General features: G+C 60.1%; 25 protein-coding genes. 14 read left to right on the top strand and 11 right to left on the bottom strand.

All coding sequences use genetic code 11. The features are described 5' to 3' along the window. Positions 1–165 precede the first annotated feature (165 nt). The 4 genes from ACMXYH_RS28530 to ACMXYH_RS28545 all read left to right on the top strand — a co-directional run bounded on the left by ACMXYH_RS28530 (position 166) and on the right by ACMXYH_RS28545 (position 3,714). Entirely contained in the window at positions 166–963 is a 798-nt protein-coding gene (locus ACMXYH_RS28530; protein ID WP_033054181.1) for a hydroxymethylpyrimidine/phosphomethylpyrimidine kinase, read from the top strand. Between the two features lie 32 nt (positions 964–995). After that, on the top strand, positions 996–1,619 hold the full coding sequence (thiE, locus tag ACMXYH_RS28535) for a thiamine phosphate synthase (RefSeq protein ID WP_056744592.1): 624 nt from the start codon (positions 996–998) through the stop codon (positions 1,617–1,619). A gap of 32 nt (positions 1,620–1,651) precedes the next feature. After that, the gene (gene hemL, locus ACMXYH_RS28540; RefSeq protein ID WP_134422446.1) at positions 1,652–2,935 is read left to right on the top strand and encodes a glutamate-1-semialdehyde 2,1-aminomutase; all 1,284 of its coding nucleotides are present in this window, start codon (positions 1,652–1,654) and stop codon (positions 2,933–2,935) included. Positions 2,936–3,159: 224 nt separating this feature from the next. Continuing rightward, positions 3,160–3,714 carry a tetratricopeptide repeat protein gene (locus ACMXYH_RS28545; protein ID WP_111451157.1) on the top strand — a complete coding sequence of 185 codons (555 nt, stop codon included), beginning with the start codon at positions 3,160–3,162 and terminating at the stop codon, positions 3,712–3,714. A 123-nt stretch (positions 3,715–3,837) separates the two neighbouring features. Here ACMXYH_RS28545 and ACMXYH_RS28550 read toward each other — a convergent pair whose 3' ends face one another. Further along, positions 3,838–4,167 carry a DUF1820 family protein gene (locus tag ACMXYH_RS28550; protein WP_007894425.1) on the bottom strand — a complete coding sequence of 110 codons (330 nt, stop codon included), beginning with the start codon at positions 4,165–4,167 and terminating at the stop codon, positions 3,838–3,840. Between the two features lie 134 nt (positions 4,168–4,301). Here ACMXYH_RS28550 and miaB point away from each other — a divergent pair, with 134 nt between their 5' ends. The 5 genes from miaB to lnt all read left to right on the top strand — a co-directional run bounded on the left by miaB (position 4,302) and on the right by lnt (position 9,736). Further along, positions 4,302–5,630 (top strand): tRNA (N6-isopentenyl adenosine(37)-C2)-methylthiotransferase MiaB, encoded by a 1,329-nt coding sequence (gene miaB, locus ACMXYH_RS28555; RefSeq protein WP_415765643.1) that lies wholly within the window; start codon positions 4,302–4,304, stop codon positions 5,628–5,630. A 231-nt stretch (positions 5,631–5,861) separates the two neighbouring features. Beyond that, on the top strand, positions 5,862–6,866 hold the full coding sequence (locus ACMXYH_RS28560; RefSeq protein ID WP_129440918.1) for a PhoH family protein: 1,005 nt from the start codon (positions 5,862–5,864) through the stop codon (positions 6,864–6,866). Further along, positions 6,859–7,353 carry an rRNA maturation RNase YbeY gene (gene ybeY / locus ACMXYH_RS28565; protein ID WP_415765644.1) on the top strand — a complete coding sequence of 165 codons (495 nt, stop codon included), beginning with the start codon at positions 6,859–6,861 and terminating at the stop codon, positions 7,351–7,353. Before ACMXYH_RS28560 ends, ybeY begins: the two co-directional genes overlap by 8 nt. 5 nt (positions 7,354–7,358) lie before the next feature. Beyond that, positions 7,359–8,198: an HlyC/CorC family transporter gene (locus ACMXYH_RS28570; RefSeq protein ID WP_008152854.1), complete on the top strand. Its 840-nt coding sequence runs from the start codon at positions 7,359–7,361 to the stop codon at positions 8,196–8,198. 14 nt (positions 8,199–8,212) lie between these two features. Further along, positions 8,213–9,736 carry an apolipoprotein N-acyltransferase gene (gene lnt / locus ACMXYH_RS28575; protein ID WP_415765645.1) on the top strand — a complete coding sequence of 508 codons (1,524 nt, stop codon included), beginning with the start codon at positions 8,213–8,215 and terminating at the stop codon, positions 9,734–9,736. Positions 9,737–9,849: 113 nt separating this feature from the next. On the opposite strand, the gene ACMXYH_RS28580 is transcribed toward lnt, so the two are convergent. Further along, positions 9,850–10,611, bottom strand: a complete 762-nt coding sequence (locus tag ACMXYH_RS28580) for a YdcF family protein (protein ID WP_415765646.1) — start codon at positions 10,609–10,611, stop codon at positions 9,850–9,852. Positions 10,612–10,719: 108 nt separating this feature from the next. After that, positions 10,720–11,040, bottom strand: a complete 321-nt coding sequence (locus ACMXYH_RS28585) for a hypothetical protein (RefSeq protein ID WP_129440912.1) — start codon at positions 11,038–11,040, stop codon at positions 10,720–10,722. Positions 11,041–11,319: 279 nt separating this feature from the next. Between ACMXYH_RS28585 and leuS the strand changes: the two genes are divergently transcribed. The 5 genes from leuS to ACMXYH_RS28610 all read left to right on the top strand — a co-directional run bounded on the left by leuS (position 11,320) and on the right by ACMXYH_RS28610 (position 17,431). Next, the gene (gene leuS / locus ACMXYH_RS28590) at positions 11,320–13,926 is read left to right on the top strand and encodes a leucine--tRNA ligase (RefSeq protein WP_415765648.1); all 2,607 of its coding nucleotides are present in this window, start codon (positions 11,320–11,322) and stop codon (positions 13,924–13,926) included. 88 nt (positions 13,927–14,014) lie between these two features. Further along, the gene (gene lptE, locus ACMXYH_RS28595) at positions 14,015–14,620 is read left to right on the top strand and encodes an LPS assembly lipoprotein LptE (protein WP_415765649.1); all 606 of its coding nucleotides are present in this window, start codon (positions 14,015–14,017) and stop codon (positions 14,618–14,620) included. A 39-nt stretch (positions 14,621–14,659) separates the two neighbouring features. Then, entirely contained in the window at positions 14,660–15,697 is a 1,038-nt protein-coding gene (gene holA / locus ACMXYH_RS28600; RefSeq protein ID WP_008152842.1) for a DNA polymerase III subunit delta, read from the top strand. A gap of 184 nt (positions 15,698–15,881) precedes the next feature. Continuing rightward, complete coding sequence (arfA, locus tag ACMXYH_RS28605) at positions 15,882–16,046, top strand: alternative ribosome rescue factor ArfA (RefSeq protein ID WP_415765651.1); 165 nt, start codon at positions 15,882–15,884, stop codon at positions 16,044–16,046. A gap of 62 nt (positions 16,047–16,108) precedes the next feature. Beyond that, positions 16,109–17,431 carry a lytic murein transglycosylase gene (locus ACMXYH_RS28610; protein ID WP_415765653.1) on the top strand — a complete coding sequence of 441 codons (1,323 nt, stop codon included), beginning with the start codon at positions 16,109–16,111 and terminating at the stop codon, positions 17,429–17,431. 113 nt (positions 17,432–17,544) lie between these two features. Here ACMXYH_RS28610 and ACMXYH_RS28615 read toward each other — a convergent pair whose 3' ends face one another. From ACMXYH_RS28615 to rodA, 8 genes are all read right to left on the bottom strand, one after another. Next, positions 17,545–18,495: a S66 peptidase family protein gene (locus ACMXYH_RS28615; RefSeq protein WP_415765654.1), complete on the bottom strand. Its 951-nt coding sequence runs from the start codon at positions 18,493–18,495 to the stop codon at positions 17,545–17,547. 173 nt (positions 18,496–18,668) lie between these two features. Next, positions 18,669–19,691, bottom strand: a complete 1,023-nt coding sequence (gene lipA, locus ACMXYH_RS28620; protein ID WP_415765655.1) for a lipoyl synthase — start codon at positions 19,689–19,691, stop codon at positions 18,669–18,671. Position 19,692: 1 nt separating this feature from the next. Continuing rightward, on the bottom strand, positions 19,693–20,340 hold the full coding sequence (lipB, locus tag ACMXYH_RS28625; RefSeq protein WP_008152829.1) for a lipoyl(octanoyl) transferase LipB: 648 nt from the start codon (positions 20,338–20,340) through the stop codon (positions 19,693–19,695). Then, a complete protein-coding gene (locus tag ACMXYH_RS28630; RefSeq protein ID WP_129440902.1) occupies positions 20,340–20,615 on the bottom strand; it encodes a DUF493 domain-containing protein in 276 nt (91 codons plus the stop codon). The genes lipB and ACMXYH_RS28630 overlap by 1 nt, the downstream gene beginning before the upstream one ends. 80 nt (positions 20,616–20,695) lie before the next feature. Next, on the bottom strand, positions 20,696–21,853 hold the full coding sequence (locus ACMXYH_RS28635; RefSeq protein ID WP_282480178.1) for a D-alanyl-D-alanine carboxypeptidase family protein: 1,158 nt from the start codon (positions 21,851–21,853) through the stop codon (positions 20,696–20,698). 322 nt (positions 21,854–22,175) lie between these two features. Further along, positions 22,176–23,186 (bottom strand): septal ring lytic transglycosylase RlpA family protein, encoded by a 1,011-nt coding sequence (locus ACMXYH_RS28640; protein ID WP_415765656.1) that lies wholly within the window; start codon positions 23,184–23,186, stop codon positions 22,176–22,178. Beyond that, the gene (gene mltB, locus ACMXYH_RS28645) at positions 23,186–24,196 is read right to left on the bottom strand and encodes a lytic murein transglycosylase B (RefSeq protein WP_129440896.1); all 1,011 of its coding nucleotides are present in this window, start codon (positions 24,194–24,196) and stop codon (positions 23,186–23,188) included. The genes ACMXYH_RS28640 and mltB overlap by 1 nt, the downstream gene beginning before the upstream one ends. A 17-nt stretch (positions 24,197–24,213) precedes the next feature. Then, positions 24,214–25,317 (bottom strand): rod shape-determining protein RodA, encoded by a 1,104-nt coding sequence (gene rodA, locus ACMXYH_RS28650; protein WP_046055582.1) that lies wholly within the window; start codon positions 25,315–25,317, stop codon positions 24,214–24,216. Positions 25,318–25,322: the final 5 nt, after the last annotated feature.

The following is a 25,322-nucleotide window of genomic DNA, read 5'->3' on the forward strand; positions in this document are numbered from 1 at the left end:
AAGGCTGCGTTCGGCTGCGCAGCAGTCGTGAAATCAGGCACAACGGTGTTTCAGGTAAATTGTGGATGCCGGTTTGACGACTGCTGCGCAGCCGAACGCAGCCTTCGGCAGCTGCTACATGGACCGTCATGACTCGTCGGTCGACTGGTGGTAAGCTCGCGCACCATGAATATCTACAGCTCTCGCCCCGTTGTCCTCTGTCTCTCCGGCCACGACCCAAGTGGTGGCGCCGGCTTGCAGGCAGATATCGAAGCCCTGCTCGCTCAGGGTTGTCATGCGGCCCCGGCCGTCACCGCCCTGACCGTGCAAGACACGGTCAACGTCACGGACTTCCGCGTCCTCGACCGCGAGTGGGTGTTGGCTCAGGCCAATGCCGTGCTCAACGATTCCGAAGTCGCTGCCGTCAAACTGGGCATGCTCGGTTCCCTGGAAATGGTCGACACCGTAGTCGAACTGCTCTCGGCGCACCCGCATTTGCCGGTGGTCTGCGACCCGGTGCTGCGCGCCGGTGGCGGCGGACGCCTGGGCAAGGACGAAGTCGGCTACGCCATGCGCGAACGCCTGCTGCCTCTGTCGATCATCGCCACCCCAAACCTTCCCGAAGCCCGCATCCTCGCCGAACTGCCCGAAGGCACCGCGGACGAGTGCGCTGAAAAACTCCTGCCATTCGTCAAACACCTGCTGATCACTGGCGGCCATGGCGATGAACACGAAATCCACAATCGCCTGTATAGCCGCGACGGTCACCGCGAAACCTTCACCTGCCAGCGCTTGCCCGGCAGTTATCACGGCTCCGGTTGCACGCTGGCCAGTGCCCTGGCCGGTCGTCTGGCCCTCGGCGAAAATCTCGCCAGTGCCGTGCAGACCGCGCTTAACTACACGTGGCGCACCCTGCGTGATGCGGAGCAGTTGGGCAAAGGCCAGTTCGTGCCGCGCCGCCTGCCGCTGGATTTCTGTTCGTAACTGTCCATGCGTAAAGCAAAAAGGATTGCCCGATGAAGCTACGTGGCCTGTACGCCATTACCGATAGCCAACTGCTGGCAGGTAAATTTCTTTCGTACGTGGAGGCGGCGCTGGAAGGCGGCGTCACCCTGCTGCAATACCGCGACAAGAGCAGCGACGAGGCCCGCCGTCTGCGCGAGGCCGAAGCCTTGCGCGATCTGTGTGAACGCTACAAGACCCAGCTGATCATCAACGACGATGCCGAACTCGCTGCACGCCTGAACGTCGGCGTGCACCTGGGCCAGACCGATGGCCCGCTGATGCCGGTTCGGGCACTGCTCGGTCGCCAGGCGATCATCGGCTCGACCTGCCACGCGCAACTCGAACTCGCCGAGCAAGCGGCCAAGGAAGGCGCCAGTTACGTCGCCTTCGGTCGTTTCTTCAATTCCAACACCAAACCCGGTGCACCGACTTGCAGCCTCGAATTGCTCGACCAGGCCCGCAGCAAACTGCACCTGCCGATCTGCGCGATTGGCGGCATCACCCTGGAAAACGCCGCGCCACTGGTGGCCCACGGGGTCGATCTGCTGGCGGTGGTCCATGGTCTGTTTGGCGCCGAGAGCACGGCTGAAGTGACACGCCGCGCCCGCGCATTCAACGCCCTGCTTTCTATTTAAGTAGCTTAAAAATCTGATTTGAGAGCCCGATCATGTCTCGTTCCGAAACGCTGTTTGCCAATGCCCAGAAACACATTCCCGGTGGCGTGAACTCGCCTGTTCGCGCATTCAAAAGCGTTGGTGGCACGCCATTGTTCTTCAAACACGCGGAAGGCGCCTACGTCACTGACGAAGACAACAAGCGTTACGTGGATTACGTCGGTTCCTGGGGGCCGATGATTCTCGGCCACAGCCACCCGGACGTGCTGGACGCCGTGCGCAAACAGCTTGAGCACGGATTGTCCTACGGCGCGCCGACCGAGATGGAAACCCAGATGGCGGATCTGGTCTGCTCGATCGTGCCGTCGATGGAAATGGTGCGCATGGTCAGCTCCGGCACCGAAGCGACCATGAGTGCGATCCGTCTGGCCCGTGGTTTCACCGGCCGCGACAGCATCATCAAGTTCGAAGGCTGCTACCACGGTCACTCCGACAGCCTGCTGGTAAAGGCCGGCTCCGGCGCCCTGACCCAAGGCGTGCCGAGCTCGGCCGGTGTGCCGGCGGCCTTCGCCAAACACACCCTGACCCTGCCGTTCAACGACATCGACGCCGTAGAAACCATGCTCGCTGAAGTCGGCCAGGACGTGGCGTGCATCATCGTCGAGCCAGTGGCCGGCAACATGAACTGCGTACCGCCTGCGCCTGGTTTCCTCGAAGGCCTGCGCACCCTGTGCGACAAGCATGGCGTGGTGCTGATTTTCGACGAAGTGATGACTGGTTTCCGTGTCGCCCTTGGCGGCGCACAAGCCCACTACGGCGTGACACCTGACCTGACCACCTTCGGCAAAATCATCGGTGGCGGCATGCCGGTTGGCTGCTTCGGCGGCAAGCGCGAAATCATGTCGCACATCGCGCCACTGGGCCCGGTCTATCAGGCGGGCACCTTGTCGGGTAACCCGCTGGCCATGGCTGCGGGCCTGACGACCCTGCGCCTGATCAGCCGCCCGGGTTTCCACGCAGAGTTGACTGACTACACCAGCCGCCTGCTCGATGGGCTGCAACAACGCGCCGATGCCGCGGGCATTCCGTTCGTTACTACACAGGCCGGCGGCATGTTCGGTCTGTACTTCAGCGGCGCCGACGACATCGTGACCTTCGATGACGTGATGGCCAGCGACGCCGCCCTGTTCGGGCGCTTCTTCCACCTGATGCTCGAAGGCGGCGTGTACCTGGCGCCGAGCGCCTTCGAAGCCGGCTTCACCTCGATCGCTCACGGCGAAACCGAGCTGAAACTGACGCTGGATGCCGCCGAGCGCGCATTTGCTGCATTGAAATAACGCTGTGCCGCTGACGTTGGCGGTTGCCAGCGTCAGCTTTCACCTGCATTTCCGCCCTTATTCCTACGCTTCTGCTCAAAATCCCCAGCAAAGTGGGCGATATATTCCCCGCGCAGCAGAAAAACGAGTAAAGACTTTGTAAGGTTGCCCCTGCTTATTTCATAATGCGCGCTTATTGGATCCCTCGATGGATCCGCGCGCCCTTCAGAGGTAAGTCGATTCCCATGAACCGCACCGGCCGCGCCCTTGCATTGGGCTGCCTGTTGCTCCTTCAGCCCCTGCTCGCGCTCGCACAAGCAGGCGGCAACTCGTTGTTAATCCCAGCGATGGGTCGTTGCACCCTCAATACTCAGCCGCAAGACCTGGCACAGGCTCTCGCCGCCTGCCAGAAAGCGTCGGATGAAGGGGATGCCCAAGCGCAATACGAGTTGGGTGAGTTCTACTACGACGGCAAAAATACGCCGCGCGACCTCAAAAAAGCCCTGAGCTACTTCGAAAAGGCCTCGTTGCAAGGCCATGCTCAGGCGCAATTCAAACTGGGCACCATGTTCTTCCACGGTGAAGGCGTACCGGCCAATAACGTCCAGGCTTATATCGTGCTGAAAATGGCGGCGGTCAATGGCGCTGAAGAAGCATTGGACACCGCCGACGAAGTCGCCGAGAAAATGCCCCGCGAAGAACTTGAGGTGGCTACTCAGGTACTGGGGCAAATCTTCCGTAAGTACCTGATGGAATTGCAGAGCGCCGATGGGCGTACGCCGTTTTCGCCACTGCCTTGAATTCTGCTTCGATCTTTCTGACCCCTTCGCGAGCAAGCCCGCCCCCACATTTGATCTGCGTCGTACACAAATCAAATGTGGGAGCGGGCTTGCTCGCGAATGGGGGCAACTCGGTCTTGAGGCTTACTTCTCAGGCATCGGCATCGGAAACGGCATGACGTTGCCGACCGCGCCGCGGGCTTCGCTGATTTTCGGTGTGCCGAGGCGCTCGACTTCGTCGATCCGCACGATCGAATGCATCGGCACAAAGCTGCGCACAACGCCTTCGAACTGAGCCTTGAGCTTCTCTTCGCTCGGATCGACGACCACTTGAGTGCGCTCGCCAAAGACGAACTCTTCCACTTCCAGGAAGCCCCACAGATCACTTTGATAGATCTGCTTGGCATACATTTCGTACACCTGGCCCTGATTGAGGAAAATCACCTTGTAGATTGGAGCTTCACGTTTGGTCATGGTGGGCGAGCAACACATCGGGGATAAAAATGAGGGCGCGAACTATAGCATAGCCGCCGGACGCACAGCGGTAGGAACCTTGGGACATGTTCCCTATAATGCGCGGTTCTTTGAATCACGTGATGACTCTGTCCATGGCCAAGAAGCTTTACATCGAAACCCACGGTTGCCAGATGAACGAGTACGACAGCTCGCGCATGGTCGATCTGCTGGGCGAACATCAGGCCCTGGAAGTCACCGCTCGCGCTGAAGATGCCGACGTGATCCTGCTCAACACCTGCTCGATCCGCGAACGCGCCCAGGACCGTGTGTACTCCCAACTCGGCCGCTGGCGCGAACTGAAACTGGCAAACCCGGACATGGTCATCGCCGTTGGCGGTTGCGTGGCCAGCCAGGAAGGCGCTGCAATTCGCGACCGCGCCCCTTACGTGGACGTGGTCTTCGGTCCGCAGACCCTGCACCGCCTGCCGGAAATGATCGACGCCGCCCGCGCTACCAAGCTGCCGCAAGTCGACGTCGCGTTTCCGGAAATCGAAAAGTTCGACCACTTGCCCGAACCGCGCATCGATGGCCCAAGCGCCTACGTGTCGGTCATGGAAGGCTGCAGCAAGTACTGCACGTTCTGCGTGGTGCCTTACACCCGCGGCGAAGAAGTCAGCCGACCTTTCGATGACGTGATCGCCGAGATCATGCACCTGGCTGAAAACGGCGTGCGCGAAGTGACCCTGCTGGGCCAAAACGTCAACGGTTACCGTGGGACCACTCACGATGGACGCCTGGCGGATCTCGCCGAGTTGATCCGGGTGGTGGCCGCCGTCGATGGCATCGACCGCATCCGCTACACCACCTCACACCCGCTGGAGTTCTCCGACAGCCTGATCCAGGCTCACGCCGACGTGCCGGAACTGGTCAAACACCTGCACTTGCCGGTGCAGTCGGGTTCGGACCGAATCCTGGCGGCGATGAAGCGCAACCACACCGCGCTGGAATACAAATCCAAACTGCGCAAACTGCGGGCCGCTGTGCCGGGGATTTGCATCAGTTCGGACTTCATCGTCGGCTTCCCGGGTGAGACCGAGAAAGACTTCGAACAGACCATGAAGCTGATCGAAGACGTCGGCTTCGACTTCTCCTACTCGTTCGTCTATAGCCAGCGCCCGGGTACTCCTGCTGCCGATCTGGCCGACGAAACGCCGGAAGAGCTGAAAAAAGAACGCCTGAACGCCCTGCAACATCGCCTGAACCAGCAAGGCTTCGAGATCAGCCGACAAATGGTCGGTTCGATCCAGCGGATCCTGGTGACCGATTATTCGAAAAAAGACCCTGGCGAACTGCAAGGCCGGACCGAGAATAACCGCATCGTCAATTTCCGCTGCGACAATCCGACGTTGATTGGTCAGTTCGCCGATGTGCACATTGATGCCGCTCAGCCGCACTCGCTGCGGGGCTCGCTGATCCAATAATCACCACAAATCAATGTGGGAGCGGGCTTGCTCGCGAAAGCGGAGTGTCAGCCACATCAATGTCGACTGACACGCCCTCTTCGCGAGCAAGTCGAATCGTCGCACCGCCGCTCCCACAGGGACCGCGCCAGACGCTCGAATCAGATTGGTCTGCATAAGACCTTTCGCACCCAGGCCACTGGCGTTATCCTTGATTTCATCTTAATTGCCCCAGGGCGGCTAAATACGACCTTGAACGCACCCATAGAACCACATCGTTTTATCCTCGAGCCTTTTGAAGCTCGCCGCTTCGCCAATCTGTGCGGGCAATTCGACGAGCATCTGCGCTTGATCGAACAGCGCCTGACCATCGAGATCCGCAACCGCGGAAACCAGTTCGAACTGATCGGCGAACCCAAGCACACCACCTCCGCGGAAAACCTCCTGCGCCGCCTGTACCGGGAAACCAAGGGTACCGAGCTGTCGCCGGACATGGTTCACCTGTTCCTGCAGGAATCGGCCGTCGAAGAGCTGGACAACGCCTCCCCCTCCGAACCTTCCGTCGCCCTGCGCACCAAAAAAGGCATGATTCGCCCTCGCGGCTTGAATCAGTTGCGCTATGTGAAGGAAATCCTCGGTAACGACATCAACTTCGGCATCGGCCCGGCCGGTACCGGCAAGACCTATCTGGCCGTTGCCTGCGCGGTAGACGCGCTGGAACGCGAGCAGATTCGCCGCATCCTGCTGGTGCGTCCGGCGGTTGAAGCGGGCGAAAAGCTCGGTTTCCTGCCCGGCGACTTGTCACAGAAGATCGACCCGTACCTGCGCCCGCTCTATGACGCACTCTACGAAATGCTCGGCTTCGAGCACGTCGCCAAGTTGATCGAGCGTCAGGTGATCGAAGTCGCGCCGCTGGCCTACATGCGCGGTCGCACCTTGAACAACAGTTTCATCATCCTCGACGAAAGCCAGAACACCACCGTCGAGCAGATGAAGATGTTCCTGACCCGGATCGGCTTCGGCTCTACCGCAGTCATCACCGGTGACATCACCCAGGTCGACCTGCCGAAAGGCACCAAGTCCGGGCTGCACCATGTGATCGAAGTGCTGAAAGATGTGCCGGGTATTAGCTTCACCCATTTCAAACCCAAGGACGTTGTGCGCCATCCACTGGTGCAACGCATCGTCGAAGCCTACGAGCGCTTCGAGAATCGCGTGACCGATGAAGCCCCAAAGGACAGCCGCCGCGATGCTTGAGCTTGATCTGCAACTGGCTACCGAAGCGCCTGCCCCAAGCGAAGCCGAGTTCCGCCAATGGTGCGAACTGGCGCTGCGCCAGCGCACAGCCGACTCCGAAATGACCATCCGTTTGGTCGATGAAGAGGAAGCTCGCGAGCTGAACCACACCTGGCGGCAAAAGGATTACGCCACTAACGTCTTGTCGTTTCCTGCCGATGTGCCCGACGAGTTTCTCGACATCCCGCTGCTGGGCGATCTGGTGATCTGCGTGGCGGTGGTCGAGCGCGAAGCCGCCGAACAAGGCAAAGCTCTTAACGCCCATTGGGCGCATCTGGTGATTCACGGCTGCTTGCATCTGCTGGGTTACGACCATATAGATGACGATGAAGCCGAAGAAATGGAAGCACTGGAACGAACGTTGCTTGCAGAGTTGGGCTATCCCGACCCGTATGCGGACGACGAAACAGACGCATCCCCTATCGTTACAACAAAGGATTCAGAGTAATCGCTATGAGCGAAGATCGATCGAGCAACGGGCAAAAGTCATGGCTGGGTAAGCTCACCCAGGCTTTTGCCCACGAGCCGAAGAACCGCCAGGAGCTGCTGGAGCTGCTGCGCGATGCACACCAAAACAAGTTGCTGGACAGCGAAGCGCTGGCCATCGTCGAAGGCGCCATCCAGGTTGCTGACCTGCAAGTACGGGACATCATGGTCCCGCGCTCGCAGATGATCAGCATCAAGGCGACCCAGACACCCCGCGAGTTCCTGCCTGCCGTGGTCGACTCGGCCCACTCCCGCTACCCGGTGATCGGCGAAAGCCACGATGACGTGATGGGCGTGTTGCTGGCCAAGGACTTGCTGCCGCTGATCCTCAAGGAGAACGGCGACAGCTTCAACATCAAGGACCTGCTGCGCCCGGCCACTTTCGTGCCTGAGTCCAAGCGCCTGAATGTGCTGCTGCGCGAGTTTCGCGCCAACCACAACCACATGGCCATCGTCATTGACGAATACGGCGGTGTGGCGGGCCTGGTGACCATCGAAGACGTGCTGGAACAGATCGTCGGCGACATCGAAGACGAGCATGACGTCGAAGAAGACAGCTACATCAAGCCGCTGCCCAGCGGTGATTTCCTGATCAAGGCCCTGACGCCGATCGAGAACTTCAACGAGTTCTTCGACAGCCAATTCTCCGATGACGAATTCGACACTGTCGGCGGTCTGGTGATGAGCGCGTTCGGGCACCTGCCAAAACGCAACGAAATCACTGAAATCGGCCCTTATCGCTTCCGCATCCTGAACGCCGACAGCCGTCGGATTCACCTGCTGCGCCTGACACCTATCGCCCGGTAATTCTAAGGATTGAAATGCATCGTCTGACCCGCCCCGGCTGGCCCGGTAACCTGCTGGCCGTGGTGGCCGGTGCAATCACCACCCTGGCGTTGGCGCCGTACGATATCTGGCCATTGGCACTGCTGGCGGTCGGTTTCTTCTATGCCGGCTTACGCGAGCCGAACCCCCGTCAGGCCCTGGGCCGTGGCTGGTGTTTCGGTTTCGGCCTTTTTGGCGCTGGCACCAGTTGGATCTACTACAGCATTCACCACTTCGGTGGCGCGTCGGTGCTGCTGGCCGCTTTCCTGATGCTGATCTTCACGGCGGCGATTGCCTGGTTCTTCGCCCTGCCCGCCTGGATCTGGGCACGCTGGCTGCGCCGTAACGAAGCGCCGCTGGCTGATGCCCTGGCGTTTGCGGCGCTGTGGGTCGGCCAGGAAGCCTTTCGCGGCTGGTTCCTGACCGGTTTCCCCTGGCTTTATTCCGGCTACAGCCAGCTCGACGGCCCGTTGGCCGGGCTCGCGCCACTCGGCGGGATGTGGCTGATCTCCTTCACCCTGGCCCTGACGGCCGCGCTGATCTACAACGCTTTGCGCCTGGTGCGCACTGGCCGCAAAGGTTTCATCGCCGCGGGTGTGTTGCTGCTGGTCGGCCCTTGGGTGGCCGGCATGGCGCTCAAGGAACACGCCTGGACAACCCCGGCGGGTGATCCGCTGAGTGTCGCGGCGATTCAGGGCAATATCGAACAGAGCATGAAGTGGGACCCGGCGCAGCTCAACGCGCAGTTGGCGCTGTACCGCGACATGAGCTTCAGCTCGAAACCGGTCGACTTGCTGATCTGGCCGGAAACGGCCATTCCGGTGCTCAAGGAGTCCGCCGAGGGCTACCTGAACATGATGGGAAGCTTCGCAGCAGAGCGTAAGTCCGCGCTGATTACCGGCGTACCGATTCGCGAGGAAGTCCATCACCAGAAGCGTTTCTACAACGGCATCACCGTCGTGGGCGAAGGCGATGGCACTTACCTCAAACAGAAGCTGGTGCCGTTTGGCGAATATGTTCCGTTACAAGACGTGCTTCGCGGACTGATCGCCTTCTTTGACCTGCCGATGTCGGACTTCGCCCGCGGCCCCGCCGATCAGCCGATGCTGCAGGCCAAGGGTTATCAAATTGCGCCGTTTATCTGCTACGAAGTGGTTTACCCGGAATTCGCCGCCAGCCTTGCGGCGCGTAGCGATCTGCTGCTGACCATCAGCAATGACACTTGGTTCGGCACGTCCATCGGCCCGCTGCAACACTTGCAAATGGCGCAGATGCGCGCACTGGAGGCCGGTCGCTGGATGATCCGCGCCACCAACAACGGCGTGACCGGTTTGATCAACCCGTTCGGCCAGATCACTGTCCAGATCCCGCAGTTCGAGCGCGGCATTTTGTACGGTGAAGTGGTGCCCATGCACAACCTGACGCCTTATCTGGAATGGCGTTCGTGGCCGCTGGTCATTGTTTGCGTGTTGCTGTTTGGTTGGGCGCTGGTGGCTAGCCGGATGGCCAAGACCGTTTAGGTATTGCGGCGCCAGTAAAAAGATCGCAGCCTCGTTTCACTCGACAGCTCCTACAGAGTACGCAATCCCCTGTAGGAGCTGTCGAGTGAAACGAGGCTGCGATCTTTTGATCTTCAGCGGTAAAACAACGAATACCCGATCTGCCCCACCGCCTCATTCAACAACTGCCCGCTCTGCCAGATCGACTTGAATTCCGGCATCCAGCCACCCAGTGGCCGGGCGTTGTCCACACCTAAAAACCCCACTGGTGCTGGCACCACTTCAAATCCTGCCTTTTTGAAACTCCAGACCGCTCGTGGCATGTGCCAGGCCTGAGTCACGACGACCACGCGCTTGATCCCTTCCGGCAACAACACTTGCGCGCTGAACTGCGCGTTCTCCCAGGTCGTGCGGCTGCGCCCTTCCTGCCAACGCACAGTCATGCCGAAATCATCGTGCAGCGAGTCAGCCATCAACCTGGCTTCAGTCGGCGGCGTGCCGTAATGCAGGCCTCCACTGGTCAGAATCGGCAAACCGGAAGCCTTGGCCAGCCGCGCCGCATAGCGCTCGCGTTCCAGGCCCACGCCCGTTGGCTGGTCAGCGCCCCATGCCAGATCGCCCCGCTCACGCCCCGAACCGAGCACCACGATCGCGTCGGCGCGCTGACTCAGCGTTGCCCAATCGTCGCGGGCCAACGGCGCTTCACGCTCCAGCGCCTTGGCGCCCCACTGCACCACCACCGGCAAGCTCATCAGCCAGAAGCCGCCCACGCCCAGCGCAAAGCACAACCCTGCAAGGCGCGGTCTTGAGCGACGCAACCACCAGGCAAGCACCAACAGCAGCAAAAGAATGCCGGGCGGCAACAGGAGTTGTTTAACGAAATATCGAAAAGGCATCGAGCATCTCCAAAAAGATGCCCGAAGCCTAAGTGGGTTGACGCAATGCGACAACAAATACGGAAGGACTATGCTTCACAAATACATCAGACATTACTTCCAGTGTCCTTACTTGAATTGCAAAGACCGGACCTTTACCGCGTCCCTGCCGGGAACCTTGTCCTTGAGCCAGATGATCTTGGCCGAACGTGGTGCGTCGAGTTGCTTCACTGCTTCTGACAAGCATCCGTGTGTCTCACGTTCACTGCGATCGAGATACGCCTGGACCAGTGCAAACTCTGCGGGGCTCAAGCCACGCAATTCCAGTTCCAGCGGACGCTCATCGCGTAACCGGCCAGCGGTTTTTGCCGCGTCCAGGGCCATTCCCAGACGATCGATCAGTCTTTCGTACAGCTCCGGTTTTGTAACTTTTTGCCGTGACTCAACCATCCCTCACCTCATTGAAGATAAGACTCACTCCCCATTTAGAGCTTAGCTTCCATGAACAAACCGGCTGAATGCTGCGACCAACGGCCCTCGCAGCGGTTTTTGGGCGACCCGCAGCAGTAATCAGGGTTTCCCTCGGTAGAGTGCGGTCATGTATGCTACGGCGCTTCCTGTAACTCCACTTCCAGCTCGTCCGGGCACCGAAACGCCGATTTGGCGTGATCACCGTCCAGCGTTGCATTGAAGAGGATTAGGCCACCCCTATTCAGTTCAAAAGTAGCCATGCACGAACAATATCAGCCCCGTGAAATCGAAGCCGCCGCCCAGTCGTTCTGGGACGAGCAAAAGTCCTTTGAAGTCAGTGAACAGCCAGGCAAGGAGACTTTCTACTGCCTGTCGATGTTCCCTTACCCCAGCGGCAAGCTACACATGGGGCACGTGCGCAACTACACCATCGGCGACGTGATCTCCCGCTACCAGCGCATGCAAGGCAAGAACGTCCTGCAACCCATGGGTTGGGATGCCTTCGGCATGCCGGCGGAAAACGCCGCGATGAAGAACAACGTAGCGCCCGCCAAGTGGACCTACGAAAACATCGCCTACATGAAAAACCAGCTGCGCAGCCTGGGCCTGGCGGTGGACTGGTCCCGCGAAGTCACCACCTGCAAGCCTGATTACTACCGCTGGGAACAATGGCTGTTCACTCGCCTGTTCGAAAAAGGCGTGATTTACAAAAAAAGCGGCACCGTGAACTGGGACCCGGTCGATCAGACCGTTCTGGCCAACGAACAGGTGATCGACGGTCGCGGCTGGCGTTCCGGCGCGCTGATCGAAAAGCGCGAAATCCCGATGTACTACTTCAAGATCACCGCTTACGCGGATGAGCTGCTGGAGAGCCTCGACGAACTGACTGGCTGGCCTGAACAGGTCAAGACCATGCAGCGCAACTGGATCGGCAAATCCCGCGGCATGGAAGTGCAGTTTCCGTACAACGTCGACTCCATCGGCGAAACCGGCGCGCTGAAAGTCTTCACCACCCGTCCGGACACCTTGATGGGCGCAACCTACGTTGCCGTGGCCGCCGAACACCATCTGGCCACCCTGGCCGCGCAGAACAACCCTGAGCTGCAAGCGTTCATCGCTGAATGCAAGGGCGGCAGCGTCGCCGAAGCCGACGTCGCCACTCAAGAGAAAAAAGGCCTGCGCACTTCGCTGTTCGTCGAGCACCCGCTGACCGGTGAGAAACTCCCGGTGTGGGTCGCCAACTATGTGCTGATGCACTACGGCGATGGCGCGGTCATGGCAGTACCAGCTCATGACGAACGTGATTTCGAGTTCGCCACCAAGTACAACCTGCCGATCAAGTCCGTGGTGCGCACCAGCTCCGGTGACACCAACCCGGCTCCGTGGCAGGACGCTTATGGCGAGCACGGCACGCTGATCAATTCCGGCGAGTTCGATGGCCTCGACTTCGTTGGTGCGTTCGACGCTATTGAAGTCGCGCTGATCAAGAAGAACCTCGGCGCCTCGCGTACCCAGTTCCGCCTGCGCGACTGGGGCATCAGCCGCCAGCGCTACTGGGGCTGCCCGATCCCGATCATCCACTGCGAAACCTGTGGTGATGTGCCGGTCCCGGAAGATCAATTGCCAGTCGTGTTGCCGGAAGACGTCGTGCCGGATGGCGCCGGTTCTCCATTGGCGCGCATGCCTGAGTTCTACGAGTGCAGCTGCCCGAAATGCGGCCAGCCTGCCAAGCGTGAAACCGACACCATGGACACCTTCGTCGAGTCCTCGTGGTACTACGCCCGTTACGCCTCGCCGCACTATGAAGGCGGTCTGGTGGAAAAAGCGGCGGCTGACCATTGGTTGCCGGTGGACCAGTACATCGGCGGTATCGAACACGCCATTCTTCACCTGCTCTACGCGCGCTTCTTCCACAAGCTGATGCGCGATGAAGGCCTGGTGAGTTCCAATGAGCCGTTCAAGAACCTGCTGACCCAAGGCATGGTGATCGCCGAGACTTACTATCGTCGCGAAGCCAACGGTGCCTATACGTGGTTCAACCCGGCGGACGTCGAACTCGAACGCGACAGCAAAGCCAAAGTAATTAGCGCCAAGCTGATCGCAGACGGCCTGCCGGTGGAAATCGGTGGCACCGAGAAGATGGCCAAGTCGAAGAACAACGGCGTTGATCCACAGTCGATGATTGACCAGTTCGGCGCAGACACCTGCCGCCTGTTCATGATGTTCGCCTCGCCACCCGACATGAGCGCGGAATGGTCCGACTCCGGAGTAGAAGGTTCGCACCGCTTCCTCAAGCGTGTCTGGCGCCTGGCTCAAGCCCACGTCACTCAGGGCCTGCCGGGCAAACTGGACGTCGCCGGCCTGAATGACGAGCAGAAAGCCATTCGCCGTTCGATCCACCAGGCCATCAAGCAGGCCAGCCACGACGTCGGCCAGAACCACAAATTCAACACCGCCATCGCCCAGGTGATGACGCTGATGAACGTGCTGGAAAAAGCCCCGCAAGGCACCGAACAGGATCGCGCGCTGGTTCACGAAGGTCTGGAAACCGTGGTCCTGCTGCTGGCGCCAATCACTCCGCACATCAGCCATGAGCTGTGGCATCGCCTGGGTCACGCCGATCCGGTGATCGACGCCGCTTGGCCGGTGCTGGACGAAAGCGCGTTGGTGCAGGACAGCTTGCAACTGGTCATCCAGGTCAACGGCAAGCTGCGCGGCCACATCGAAATGCCCGCCAGCGCCAGCCGCGAAGAAGTCGAAGCCGCCGCACGGGCCAACGAGAACGTGCTGCGCTTTGTCGACGGTCTGACCATTCGTAAAGTGATCGTAGTGCCCGGGAAACTGGTCAATATCGTCGCCAGCTAATTGGATCAGGCGCCAGGTCATACCTGGCGCCGAGTAAAACCTTTCGGGCCGCAAGATCGGCCCACATGGTTTCAAGGGGAGCAACAAGATGATCAAACGCAATTTGCTGGTGATGGGCCTTGCGGTCCTGTTGAGCGCCTGCGGTTTCCAGCTGCGCGGCACCGGCACCACTGAACTGGCGATCAAGGAACTCGACCTGAGCGCCCGCAACGCCTACGGCGAAACCGTGACTCAACTGCGTCAGGTACTCGAAAGCAGCGGCGTCAAGGTTTACACCGGAGCCCCCTACAAACTGGTGCTGACCGATGAGCAGGAAAGCCAGCGCATTCTCAGCTACGCAGGTGCCGGTCGCACTGGCGAGTATCAGGTGACTACGGTGCTGAACTACGATATCCGTGGTGGGCGCAACCTTTCGCTGCTGAGCGACAAGCTCGAAGTGCAGAAGGTCTTCATGCACGACGGCAACAACCTGGTGGGTTCCGACCAGGAAGCGAGTGATGCGCGCAAAGACACGCGTCGTGAGTTGGTTCAACAGATGATGCTGCGCCTGCAACAGCTCACGCCGACCCAGCTGGATCAGCTGCAACAGACCGCCGAAGCCAGAGCCAAGGCTGAAGCCGATGCACTGGAAGCGGCGCAGAAGGCTGAAGCGCAAACACCGCGCCAGTCGCCAATCGAACTGCCGCAGCAGTAAGACTTACGGGGCGCTCAGGCGCCCCGTTCGCCCTCGCCTATGAAACTCGCCCCCGCCCAACTCGCCAAACACCTGCAAGGTGCCCTCGCGCCGGTCTACATCATCAGCGGTGATGACCCACTGCTGTGCCAGGAAGCCGCCGACGCCATTCGTGCCGCCGCCCGCCAACAGGGATTCGACGAGCGCCAGGTCTTCGCCGCCGACGCCAGTTTCGACTGGGGAACGTTGCTGCAAGCCGGTGCGAGCATGTCGCTGTTCGCCGAAAAGCGCCTGCTGGAACTGCGTCTGCCCTCCGGCAAACCGGGTGACAAAGGCGCTGCCGCGTTTATCGAGTACTGCTCACGGCCCGCCGAAGACACGGTGTTGCTGATCAGCCTGCCGAAACTTGATGGCAGTGCGCAGAAAACCAAGTGGGGCAAGGCGCTGGTCGAAGGCCAGCAGACCCAGTTCGTGCAAATCTGGCCGATAGAGGCCAACCAGTTGCCGAGCTGGATCCGTCAACGATTGTCCCAGGCCGGGCTTTCCGCCAGTCAGGACGCCGTCGAGCTGATCGCCGCACGGGTCGAGGGCAACCTGCTGGCGGCAGCCCAGGAAATCGAAAAGCTCAAGCTGATGGCCGAAGGCGGTCAGATCACCGTCGAAACCGTGCAAGCGGCGGTGGCCGACAGTGCGCGCTTCGATGTCTTTGGCCTGACCGATGCGATTCTCAACGGCGAAGCGGCTCATGCCCTACGCATGCTCGAAGGCCTGCGCGGTGAAGGCGTCGAACCACCGGTGATTCTCTGGGCGCTGGCCCGGGAGCTGCGTCTGCTGGCCAACCTGTCACTGCAATACAGCCAGGGCGTGCCGCTGGACAAAGCCTTCAGCTCTGCCCGACCGCCGGTCTGGGACAAACGCAAACCATTGATGAGCAAAGCCTTGCAACGCTACTCGGCGCAACGCTGGGCGCAGCTATTACTGGAAGCTCAGCGCATCGACGCACAGATCAAAGGCCAGGCGGCCGGTTCGCCGTGGATGAGCCTCAGTCGATTGTCGTTGTTGATGGCAGGCCAAAGATTGTCGTTGCCTGCAGAATAAGATCAAAAGATCGCAGCCTTCGGCAGCTCCTACAGATGTACGCAATCCCATGTAGGAGCTGCCGCAGGCTGCGATCTTTTGATTTTTCTTCCAACAAATCACACCTGCATTTGCCCTATAGACAGAACCCTTGGTTCGGCCGATGATTTGCCCCGCAAAGCCCACTCACTTGCGAGAAATCATCATGAGCAAAAAGCCATCGAAACATGGCCCCAACAAGGCCAAATCCATCATCGCCCAGCCACTGTTCCGCAGCCGTCAGGAACCAACCGGCAAGGGCAAAGGCAGCTACCGCCGCGAAGCCTTCCAGTCTAATAGCTGGGAGGCTTCTTACTTTCTGGCGGCCTGAAAGGCAAGCGCTCGCTCAACATGTTAAGGTCTGCACCTGATTCGTACTCCCTGGACCCGTGCATGCCCCTTTGTATTTCCCGTCGTTGGCCCCTGCGCCAACTGATAGCTGCCTCCAGCCTCGTTTTGCTAGTCGCCTGCGCGGAAAAACCGACCGCAGCCGACGCCAAGCCGCTTCAGACCCTCCCCGTCGCGACAGCCCCTGCGGTCATTCCGCCCGTGGTGCCGACCGGTGAAAACCTCGACATCCAGCCAACCCAGACCTTCGCCGAATGGCAGGCGGGTTTCCGCAAGGACGCTCTGGCCGCCGGTATCCGCGCCGATCTGTTCGACCGCGCCTTCGCCAATGTCAGCCTCGACACCAGCGTGATCCGCGCCGACCGCAGCCAGCCAGAATTCTCCCGCCCGGTGTGGGAATACCTCGACGGTGCGCTTTCGCCGCTGCGGGTACGCAATGGTCAGGCACTGGCCAACCAGTACGCCGACATTTTGCAAAGCATCGAACAGCGCTACGGCGTCGATCGTCAGGCACTGGTCTCGGTGTGGGGCATGGAAAGTAACTTCGGGCAGTTTCAGGGCAACAAGTCGGTGATTAATTCCCTGGCGACCCTGGCCTATGAAGGTCGGCGCCCCGGGTTTGCCCACGCGCAACTGATCGCCGCCCTGCAGATCCTGCAACAGGGTGATATCGAGCCTGAGAAGATGCTTGGCTCCTGGGCCGGCGCCATGGGCCAGACCCAGTTCATCCCGACCACCTACAACACCCACGCAGTGGACTTCGATGGCGACGGCCGCCGCGACATATGGGGCAGCCCGGCCGACGCGCTGGCCTCGACGGCGCATTACCTGCAAAGCTCGGGCTGGCAGAAAGGCCAGCCGTGGGGCTTTGAAGTGCAGCTGCCGGGCAGTTTCAACTACATCCTGGCCGATGGCACGATTCGCAAGAGCGTCGCTGAATGGCTGCAACTGGGCGTCACCCTGCCCAATGGCGGCCAGGTTCCGCCAGGCTCCGAACACCTGTCAGCCGCCCTGCTGCTGCCGGCCGGTTACCGTGGTCCGGCGTTCCTGGTCCTCGACAACTTCCGCGCGATCCTCAAGTACAACAATTCGTCGTCCTACGCCTTGGCCGTTAGCCTGTTGTCCGAGCGTTTCAACGGTGCTGGTCTGATCAACGGCATATGGCCGAAAGATGATTTGCCGCTGAGCCGTACCGAGCGGATCGAACTGCAAAGCCTGCTGAGCGCGCAGAACTATGACGCAGGCAACGCCGACGGCATTATCGGCGCCAACACCCGCAAAGCGATCCGCAGCGCCCAGCAGTCGTTTGGCTGGCCGGCGGATGGGTATCCGACGCACAAGTTGCTCGAAGGACTGCGTAACCGATAGTCAGCCGTATGGCGGATGCCGCCTTCGCGAGCAAACCCGCTCCCACATTGGCACCGCGTATCCCCTGTGGGAGCGGGCTTGCTCGCGAAGACTGACTAATAAGCAACCACTATCTAGCGCCTGACGACCACATCCTGCTCCAACACCAACGCCTTGTTCCCCGCATCTAACCTGACCAGCGCACCCATCGGCAACGTCAGGTTCGGATCGCAATGCCCGCTGCGCCACCCGGACAACACCGGTATCCGCAACGGCTCGAAGGTCTGCTTGAGCAAACGCTCCAACGCAACCGTATCAACCCCCGCCACATCCCCCACCAAAACCCCGCGCAGCTTGTGCAGCGTGCCGGCAAGACGCAGATGGGTCAGCAGTCGGTCTATGCGATACAACGGCTCGTTGATGTCCTCGATAAACAGGATGACGCCCTCGGCATCCAACTCATACGGCGTGCCCATGGTCGCTGCGATCAGCGACAAATTGCCCCCCAGCAAACGCCCGTGAGCGATACCAGGCTCGATTGTGGTCAACGGGTAGGCCACCGGGTGCATCAACACGCTACCGGCCTTCACCTGTCCTCTGAGCATGTTGAAGAATGAAGACTCGGTAGGTTTTTGCTTGTCACCCAGCAGGTCGGCGTTGAGCATCGGGCCATGAAAGGTCACGAAGCCCGCATAACGGCTGATCGCCAAATGCAGCGCGGTGATGTCGCTGTAGCCGATGAACGGCTTGGCATTGTTGCGCAGCAGTTCAAAGTCGATGCGATCGAGCAACCGCGGCGTACCGTAACCCCCACGCAAGCAAATGATGGCGTCGACCTCACTGTCGGCAAACGCCGCGTGCAGGTCATTGAGCCGAGCATCGTCGCTGCCGGCCAGATAATCATCTTTCTCGTACACGCCAGGGAAAATCCGCAGTGAATATCCGCGAGCGCTCATCCAGGCGATGGCTTTATCGGCGTCCAACGGTGCGGGACCAGCGGGCGCAATGACGCCGATCAGCCCTTGCGACGGTAAAGCCGGAACGGGTGCGTGAGGACAGAGCGTGTGAGTCGGTCGAACGGTCATCCATGAATCTCCCTGCGTGAACACTTCAGCACACAGTAGTCAGGAACGGGGACAAACAGAAGAGGGTCAGTCGCCCCGCAGGTTGCAGGAAAAAGCGCTGATTGCCGTGGGCAAGGCAAAAAAACGCCCGCAAGGCGCAATGCCTTGCGGGCGTTTTCATGTCTTGCAGCCGATCAGGACGACATCAGCTCGGCCTTGACCAGTCTCGCCTGCTCGTCGGCGTGGTACGAGGAACGTACCAGAGGGCCGGAAGCGACGTTCTTGAAGCCCATCTTGTAACCTTCCTCGGCGAACCAGGCGAACACGTCCGGGTGCACGAAACGCTGGACCGGCAAGTGGCTGCGGGACGGTTGCAGGTACTGGCCCAGGGTCAGCATGTCGATGTCGTGTTCGCGCATGCGCTTCATGACTTCGATCACTTCTTCGTCAGTCTCGCCAAGACCCAGCATCAGGCCGGACTTGGTCGGAATGTGCGGCATCATCTGCTTGAAACGTTGCAGCAGGGTCAGCGACCACTGGTAATCCGAACCCGGACGCGCGGCCTTGTACAGGCGCGGCACGGTTTCCAGGTTGTGGTTGAACACATCCGGCGGCTCGGCAGCGGTGATTTCCAGCGCAACGTCCATACGACCGCGGTAGTCCGGAACCAGGGTTTCGAGCTGTACGTTCGGCGACAGCTTGCGGATCTCGCGGATGCAATCGGCAAAGTGCTGGGCACCACCGTCACGCAGGTCATCGCGGTCAACCGAGGTGATCACCACGTACTTGAGTTTCAGGTCGGCGATGGCGATGGCCAGGCTTTCCGGCTCGTTAGTGTCCAGTGGCTTCGGACGACCATGGCCAACGTCGCAGAACGGGCAGCGACGGGTGCAGATGTCACCCATGATCATGAAGGTCGCGGTGCCGCCGGAGAAGCATTCGCCCAGGTTCGGGCAGGACGCCTCTTCGCACACACTGTGTAGCTTGTGTTTGCGCAGCAGGGCCTTGATGCGGTCGACTTCCGGGGAAACCGGGATACGCACGCGAATCCAGTCAGGTTTCTTCGGCAGTTCGGTGGTCGGAATGATCTTCACCGGGATACGTGCAACCTTCTCGGCGCCGCGCAGCTTGACGCCGGCTTCAACCTTGGCACGCGGGGCCGGACGCTCGGTGACATCCAGCGTCGGGATCATGGTTTGCACTGCATCAGTAGTCATATCAGTCGATTCCGCCCGTTAGGGTCGTCTGCTCAGCATAGTCGAGGTGTTTGACGAGCTGCGCGCGCAGCCGGGCACTTACCTCGGCAAATTCAATCGATCCTGCGTGATCGCTCAGCTGGGTCATCGCCAGCCCGGCGTAGCCGCAGGGATTAATCCGTCGAAACGGTTCCAGGTTCATGTCCACGTTCAGGGCCAGGCCATGAAAGGAGCAACCGTGGCGGATCCGCAGACCCAGAGAAGCGATTTTCGCCCCATTGACGTAGACACCCGGTGCATCCGGCTTGGCCACGGCGGTCACGCCGTAGCTGGCCAGCAACTCGATCAGGCATTGTTCCATGCGGCTGACCAGGTCACGCACGCCGAAACCCAGCTTGCGCACATCGAGCAACAGGTAGGCCACCAATTGGCCGGGACCGTGATAAGTCACCTGACCACCGCGATCAACCTTTACTACCGGAATATCCCCCGGGAGCAACAAGTGCTCAGCCTTGCCGGCCTGCCCCTGGGTGAACACCGGTGGATGCTCGACCAGCCAGATCTCGTCCGCGGCATCGCTGCCGCGCTCGTTGGTGAAGCGTTGCATGGCATGCCAGACCGGCTCGTAAGCCATCTGGCCGAGCTCGCGAAAGCCCAGCGTGCCAGACATCACAGCACCATGTGCACGAAACCGGTAGCCCGCAACTCGCTGTTGATGTCGTACAGCTGTTCTTGACCGGTGGCGATGATGTGCAACTGGATGGTCGTGTACTTACCGTTGGTACTCTGGCGCTCGGCCAGGGTCTTGTGGTCAACGGTCGCGTGTTTCTCAAGGATTGCGATGATCTTGTCCTTGAAACCCACGCCTGTGTCGCCGATCACCTTGATAGGGTAATCCGCGCAGGGAAATTCGATTTTTGGCGCCTTTACTTCGTTGTCTGTCATGGCGTAACGGCCTCGTAAGCCGTGGCAACGGACATGGCCCCGTTCCGGATTGGAACAGGGCCATGCAAGTCCACACTAATTCAGTTGAACAAGCCGTAGAAGAATAGACGGATGCTATCCCACATGCGGCGGAAGATACCACCCTCGTCGACCGCGTCCAGAGCGATCAGATCAGCGCTATGCACGACTTTGTCGTCCAGCTTCACTTCGACTTTACCGATTACGTCGCCCTTGGCGATTGGCGCAACCAGTTGCGGGTTCATGGTCATGCTGGCGGCGAGCTTTTTCAGCTGGCCTTTTGGCAGGGTCATGGTCAGGTCTTCAGCCAGGCCGGCCTTGACTTGATTGGTGGTGCCTTTCCAGACAGGAGCCTGAGCCAGTTCGGCGCCTTTCTGATAGAACGTCTGGGTTTCGAAGAAGCGGAAACCGTAGGTCAACAGCTTCTGGGTTTCGGAGGCGCGAGCCACTTCGCTGCTGGTGCCGAACACCACAGCGATCAGGCGCATGCCATCACGCACGGCCGAAGACACCATGCAATAGCCGGCTTCGTCGGTGTGGCCGGTTTTCAGGCCGTCGACCGTTTTGTCGCGCCACAGCAGCAGGTTACGGTTTGGTTGCTTGATGCCGTTCCAGAAGAACTCTTTCTGCGAGTAGATCGCGTAGTGAGCTGGGTCTTCGTGGATGATCGCGCGAGCCAGCACCGCCATGTCGTGAGCCGACGAGTAGTGCTCAGGGTTCGGCAGACCGGTCGGGTTCATGAAGTGGCTGTTGGTCATGCCCAGATCGGCCACGGTTTTGTTCATCATGTCAGCGAAGGCGTCTTCGCTGCCGGCGATGTGCTCGGAGAGCGCAACACTGGCGTCGTTACCCGACTGAATGATGATGCCGTGCAGCAGGTCGCTGACAGTGACTTGCGAGCCGACCTTGATGAACATCCGCGAACCGCCGGTACGCCAGGCGTTTTCGCTGACGGTCACCGGGTCGTTTTCGCCGATCTGGCCACGACGGATTTCCAGGGTCGCGATGTACGCGGTCATCAGCTTGGTCAGGCTGGCCGGAGGCAGACGCTGGTCACCATTGTTCTCTACCAGCACGTTGCCGCTGCTGGCGTCCATGAGTACGTAGGCTTTGGCGGCCAGTTGCGGTGGCGACGGCATCATCTCGACCGCGAAAGCGGCAGGCGAGAGGAGCAGCGGGACTAGCAGGCACAGGCGTTTGGCAAAGGTGGTGATGTTCATCCGTCTCTCGAAATCGCTAATGGAAACTGCCCAAGGGCAAAACTAATCAGACAGCTTTCAGGCTTTGTCCAAAACTGCCTGCGCGACGATCATGCGGCGTTAAAAACAGGCTCGGAATGCTCATGTAGGTCCCCTACACTCCGCGTCCTCACCTGTTTTTGCCTTGCCTGATCGCCGCTCGGCGAGTTTTCGAACAAACCCTACGAGCTGTCGCGTGTTCAGTTGTTCACTCAGAACCCTTGCCGGGCTTTTGTTCTTCAACGAGCCAACAACCCGGTTCGCCCCCCAAACCGCAAGCGAACCGTCAATCAAGTACTACGTATTACTCGGCGGTGACCAGGCTCGGCGAACCGAGATTGGCCAGGCGCACACTGTTCTGCACTTGCTGGATTTCACCCGGCGAGCCGATCGGCCCCATGCGTACCCGATGCAGCGTCTGTTGATTGCGCACGATCGAACTGATGAACACCGGAGCGCTCACCATCCCGCTGAGCTTCGATCTCAGGAGCTCTGCAGCGTCCGGGTTGGCGAACGCGCCCACCTGCAGATACTGGCCAGAGGCTGGTACAGAAGCGTTTTTTTTTGCATCGATCGGGACGGGCACAACGGCCGCGGCGTGCTGCTGCGGCGGTGGTGTCCATTGTTCGACGGTGCCGGCCGAAGCCGTAATCGTCGGGGCGCTTTTTTGCGAGATTTGCGGCTCGTTAAGCATCAAAGGCGCCGGACGGCCTTTGGCTGCCCACCATTGCTGCGGGTCAATGCCTTCGACCTTGACCCGCGCGGTACCAGTTTCGGCATAGCCGAGCTTCTTGGCGGCCGCGTAGGACAAGTCGATGATTCGGTCCGAGTAGAACGGCCCGCGGTCGTTGACTCGCAGGACTACACTCTTGTTGTTGTCCAGGTTGGTCACCCGAACGTAACTGGGCAGCGGCAAGGTCTTGTGAGCAGCACTCATGCCGTACAGGTCGTAAACCTCGCCATTGGCGGTGTTCTGACCGTGGAACTTGGTGCCATACCAGGACGCAGTGCCCGAGGCCACGTAGGTCCTGGATTCCTGCAACGGGAAATAAGTCTTGCCCAGCACGGTGTATGGGTTGGCTTTATAAGGACCTGTATGCAGGGTCGGCGTGGCATCCGGGATGCGCGATACATCGACGTCCCACCACGGCGCGCCATCTTTGTGCGCGCGGTTGATGTCCAGGCCTGGCGCTGCGCGCACGGCGGTGGAAGACTTCTGGGTCGGCGCACGGCTGGTCGAACAACTGGCGACCAGCACCGCCAACGCGGCGAATGCCATCAGCTTCAGGGGTTTATTCATAGGCAATGCCCGCATTACTTGACGCCCCGTGCTTGGACCAGCTGTTCAGACAGTTGATGTACGGCCATGGCGTACATCACGCTGCGGTTATAACGCGTGATTGCGTAAAAATTCGTCAGGCCCATCCAGTATTCGGGGCCATTGTCACCTTCCAGGCGGAAAGCCGTGACCGGCATATCATCGCGCAGCGCATCATGACTTGACCACCCCAGCGCCCGCAACTCCCCGACGGTTTTAGTCGGTTCGATGCCCGTGGTCAAACCTTCGTCCACGTGTTCGCCACGCACATCGGCGCGGCTGACCACCGGTTCACCGGCGACCCAGCCGTGACGCTTGAAATAACTGGCGACGCTGCCAATGGCATCGTCCGGATTGGTCCAGATATTAATGTGGCCGTCACCGTCGAAGTCCACCGCGTAGGCGCGAAAACTGCTCGGCATGAACTGCGGCAAACCCATCGCGCCGGCGTAAGAGCCTTTGAGGGTCAGCGGATCGACCTGCTCTTCCCGGGCCAGCAACAGGAACTCACGCAATTCCTTGCGGAAAAATTCGGCACGGGGAGGATAGTCGAAACCCAGGGTCGACAAGGCGTCGATTACTCGAAAATTGCCGGTATTGCGGCCGAAAAAGGTCTCAACGCCGATGATGGAGACGATGACCTGCGCCGGCACGCCGTATTCCTGCTCGGCACGGGCCAGTACCGCCTCGTGCTGGCGCCAGAAGTCCACGCCACGGGCGATGCGCGCGTCGGTGATGAACATCGGGCGATACTCGTTCCACTGCTTGACCCGCTCGGCCGGTTTCGAGATCGCGTCCAGAATCGACTGCTTGCGCTCGGCTTCGCGGAACACGCCCATCAGCTGTTCACCGGCAAAACCGTAGTCGCGGGTCATTTCACCGACGAATTCGGCCACCTGCGGTGAGCCTTCGTAATCGCCGGCCAACGCTTCCTGCGCTGTGCCAAGGATGCTTACCAGGCCGACCCATGGCGCATATCGAGTCGCCCAGCCACGCATTACTTGCATTGAAATCTTCACCTTATTCAAACCTGAGCGATCCACTTACGATGGGTATGGATCGACATCAAAACCCCAAACGCTGACAGCAGCGTCACCAGCGAAGTTCCTCCGTAGCTAATGAACGGCAACGGCACCCCCACAACCGGCAACAGGCCACTGACCATACCGATGTTGACGAAAACGTAAACAAAAAACGTCATGGTCAGGCTGCCCGCGAGCAATTTGCCGAACAATGTCTGGGCCTGGGCAGTAATCACCAGTCCGCGGCCGATCAACAGCAGGTAAATCAGCAGCAGTGCGCAGATACCCACCAGGCCAAATTCTTCGCCCATGACCGCAATAATGAAGTCGGTGTGGCTTTCCGGCAGGAAGTCCAGGTGCGACTGGGTGCCGAGCAGCCAGCCCTTGCCGAACACACCGCCGGAACCGATGGCGGCTTTCGATTGAATGATGTTCCAGCCAGTGCCCAGCGGATCGCTTTCCGGATCGAGGAAGGTCAGGATTCGCTGTTTCTGGTAGTCGTGCATGATGAAGAACCACATCGCGACGGCCACCGGCACGGCGGCGGCGATTACGCTGATGATCCAGCGCCAGCGCAAGCCGCCCATGAACAACACGAAAGCGCCACCGGCGAGGATAAGCAGCGAAGTACCAAGATCGGGCTGACGCACGATCAGGATAAACGGCAAGCCGATCAGAAACAGACTGACACCCACATGCTTGAGCTGCGGCGGCAAAGTGCGCTTGGACAGATACCAGGCGATGGTCGCCGGCATCAGGATCTTCATGAACTCCGAGGGCTGGAAGCGGATCACCCCGGGAATGTTGATCCAGCGTGTGGCGCCCATGGCGTTGTGGCCCATGACATCCACCACCACCAGCAACAGCACGCCGAGGACATAACCGACTGGCACCCAACGGGCCATGAAGCGCGGCTCGAATTGGGCGATGACGATCATCGACACCAGGCCGATGCCGAACGAGGTAGCCTGCTTGGCCAGCAGATCCCAGCTCTTGCCGCTGGCCGAATACAGCACGAACAGGCTGCCGGCGGCGAGGGTCAGCAGCAGGATCAGCAACGGCCCGTCGATGTGCATGCGTTGCAACAGCGTCGCGCGGCGACGCATCACAT

The organism is Pseudomonas frigoris, from assembly GCF_047758635.1.
In the GTDB taxonomy this organism is placed as follows: domain Bacteria; phylum Pseudomonadota; class Gammaproteobacteria; order Pseudomonadales; family Pseudomonadaceae; genus Aquipseudomonas; species Aquipseudomonas frigoris.

Excerpts from the sequence above, each read along its gene's own strand:
- lipA (WP_415765655.1), bottom strand. The coding sequence starts at position 19,691 with ATGACTACTGATGCAGTGCAAACCATGATCCCGACGCTGGATGTCACC.
- ACMXYH_RS28585 (WP_129440912.1), bottom strand. The coding sequence starts at position 11,040 with ATGGTTGAGTCACGGCAAAAAGTTACAAAACCGGAGCTGTACGAAAGA.
- lipB (WP_008152829.1), bottom strand. The coding sequence starts at position 20,340 with ATGTCTGGCACGCTGGGCTTTCGCGAGCTCGGCCAGATGGCTTACGAG.
- mltB (WP_129440896.1), bottom strand. The coding sequence starts at position 24,196 with ATGCAAGTAATGCGTGGCTGGGCGACTCGATATGCGCCATGGGTCGGC.
- thiE (WP_056744592.1), top strand. The coding sequence starts at position 996 with ATGAAGCTACGTGGCCTGTACGCCATTACCGATAGCCAACTGCTGGCA.
- lptE (WP_415765649.1), top strand. The coding sequence starts at position 14,015 with ATGATCAAACGCAATTTGCTGGTGATGGGCCTTGCGGTCCTGTTGAGC.
- ACMXYH_RS28550 (WP_007894425.1), bottom strand. The coding sequence starts at position 4,167 with ATGACCAAACGTGAAGCTCCAATCTACAAGGTGATTTTCCTCAATCAG.
- ACMXYH_RS28610 (WP_415765653.1), top strand. The coding sequence starts at position 16,109 with ATGCCCCTTTGTATTTCCCGTCGTTGGCCCCTGCGCCAACTGATAGCT.
- ACMXYH_RS28545 (WP_111451157.1), top strand. The coding sequence starts at position 3,160 with ATGAACCGCACCGGCCGCGCCCTTGCATTGGGCTGCCTGTTGCTCCTT.
- lnt (WP_415765645.1), top strand. The coding sequence starts at position 8,213 with ATGCATCGTCTGACCCGCCCCGGCTGGCCCGGTAACCTGCTGGCCGTG.
- arfA (WP_415765651.1), top strand. The coding sequence starts at position 15,882 with ATGAGCAAAAAGCCATCGAAACATGGCCCCAACAAGGCCAAATCCATC.
- leuS (WP_415765648.1), top strand. The coding sequence starts at position 11,320 with ATGCACGAACAATATCAGCCCCGTGAAATCGAAGCCGCCGCCCAGTCG.
- rodA (WP_046055582.1), bottom strand. The coding sequence starts at position 25,317 with ATGCGTCGCCGCGCGACGCTGTTGCAACGCATGCACATCGACGGGCCG.
- holA (WP_008152842.1), top strand. The coding sequence starts at position 14,660 with ATGAAACTCGCCCCCGCCCAACTCGCCAAACACCTGCAAGGTGCCCTC.
- ybeY (WP_415765644.1), top strand. The coding sequence starts at position 6,859 with ATGCTTGAGCTTGATCTGCAACTGGCTACCGAAGCGCCTGCCCCAAGC.
- ACMXYH_RS28630 (WP_129440902.1), bottom strand. The coding sequence starts at position 20,615 with ATGACAGACAACGAAGTAAAGGCGCCAAAAATCGAATTTCCCTGCGCG.
- ACMXYH_RS28570 (WP_008152854.1), top strand. The coding sequence starts at position 7,359 with ATGAGCGAAGATCGATCGAGCAACGGGCAAAAGTCATGGCTGGGTAAG.
- ACMXYH_RS28615 (WP_415765654.1), bottom strand. The coding sequence starts at position 18,495 with ATGACCGTTCGACCGACTCACACGCTCTGTCCTCACGCACCCGTTCCG.
- ACMXYH_RS28580 (WP_415765646.1), bottom strand. The coding sequence starts at position 10,611 with ATGCCTTTTCGATATTTCGTTAAACAACTCCTGTTGCCGCCCGGCATT.
- hemL (WP_134422446.1), top strand. The coding sequence starts at position 1,652 with ATGTCTCGTTCCGAAACGCTGTTTGCCAATGCCCAGAAACACATTCCC.
- ACMXYH_RS28640 (WP_415765656.1), bottom strand. The coding sequence starts at position 23,186 with ATGCGGGCATTGCCTATGAATAAACCCCTGAAGCTGATGGCATTCGCC.
- miaB (WP_415765643.1), top strand. The coding sequence starts at position 4,302 with ATGGCCAAGAAGCTTTACATCGAAACCCACGGTTGCCAGATGAACGAG.
- ACMXYH_RS28635 (WP_282480178.1), bottom strand. The coding sequence starts at position 21,853 with ATGAACATCACCACCTTTGCCAAACGCCTGTGCCTGCTAGTCCCGCTG.
- ACMXYH_RS28530 (WP_033054181.1), top strand. The coding sequence starts at position 166 with ATGAATATCTACAGCTCTCGCCCCGTTGTCCTCTGTCTCTCCGGCCAC.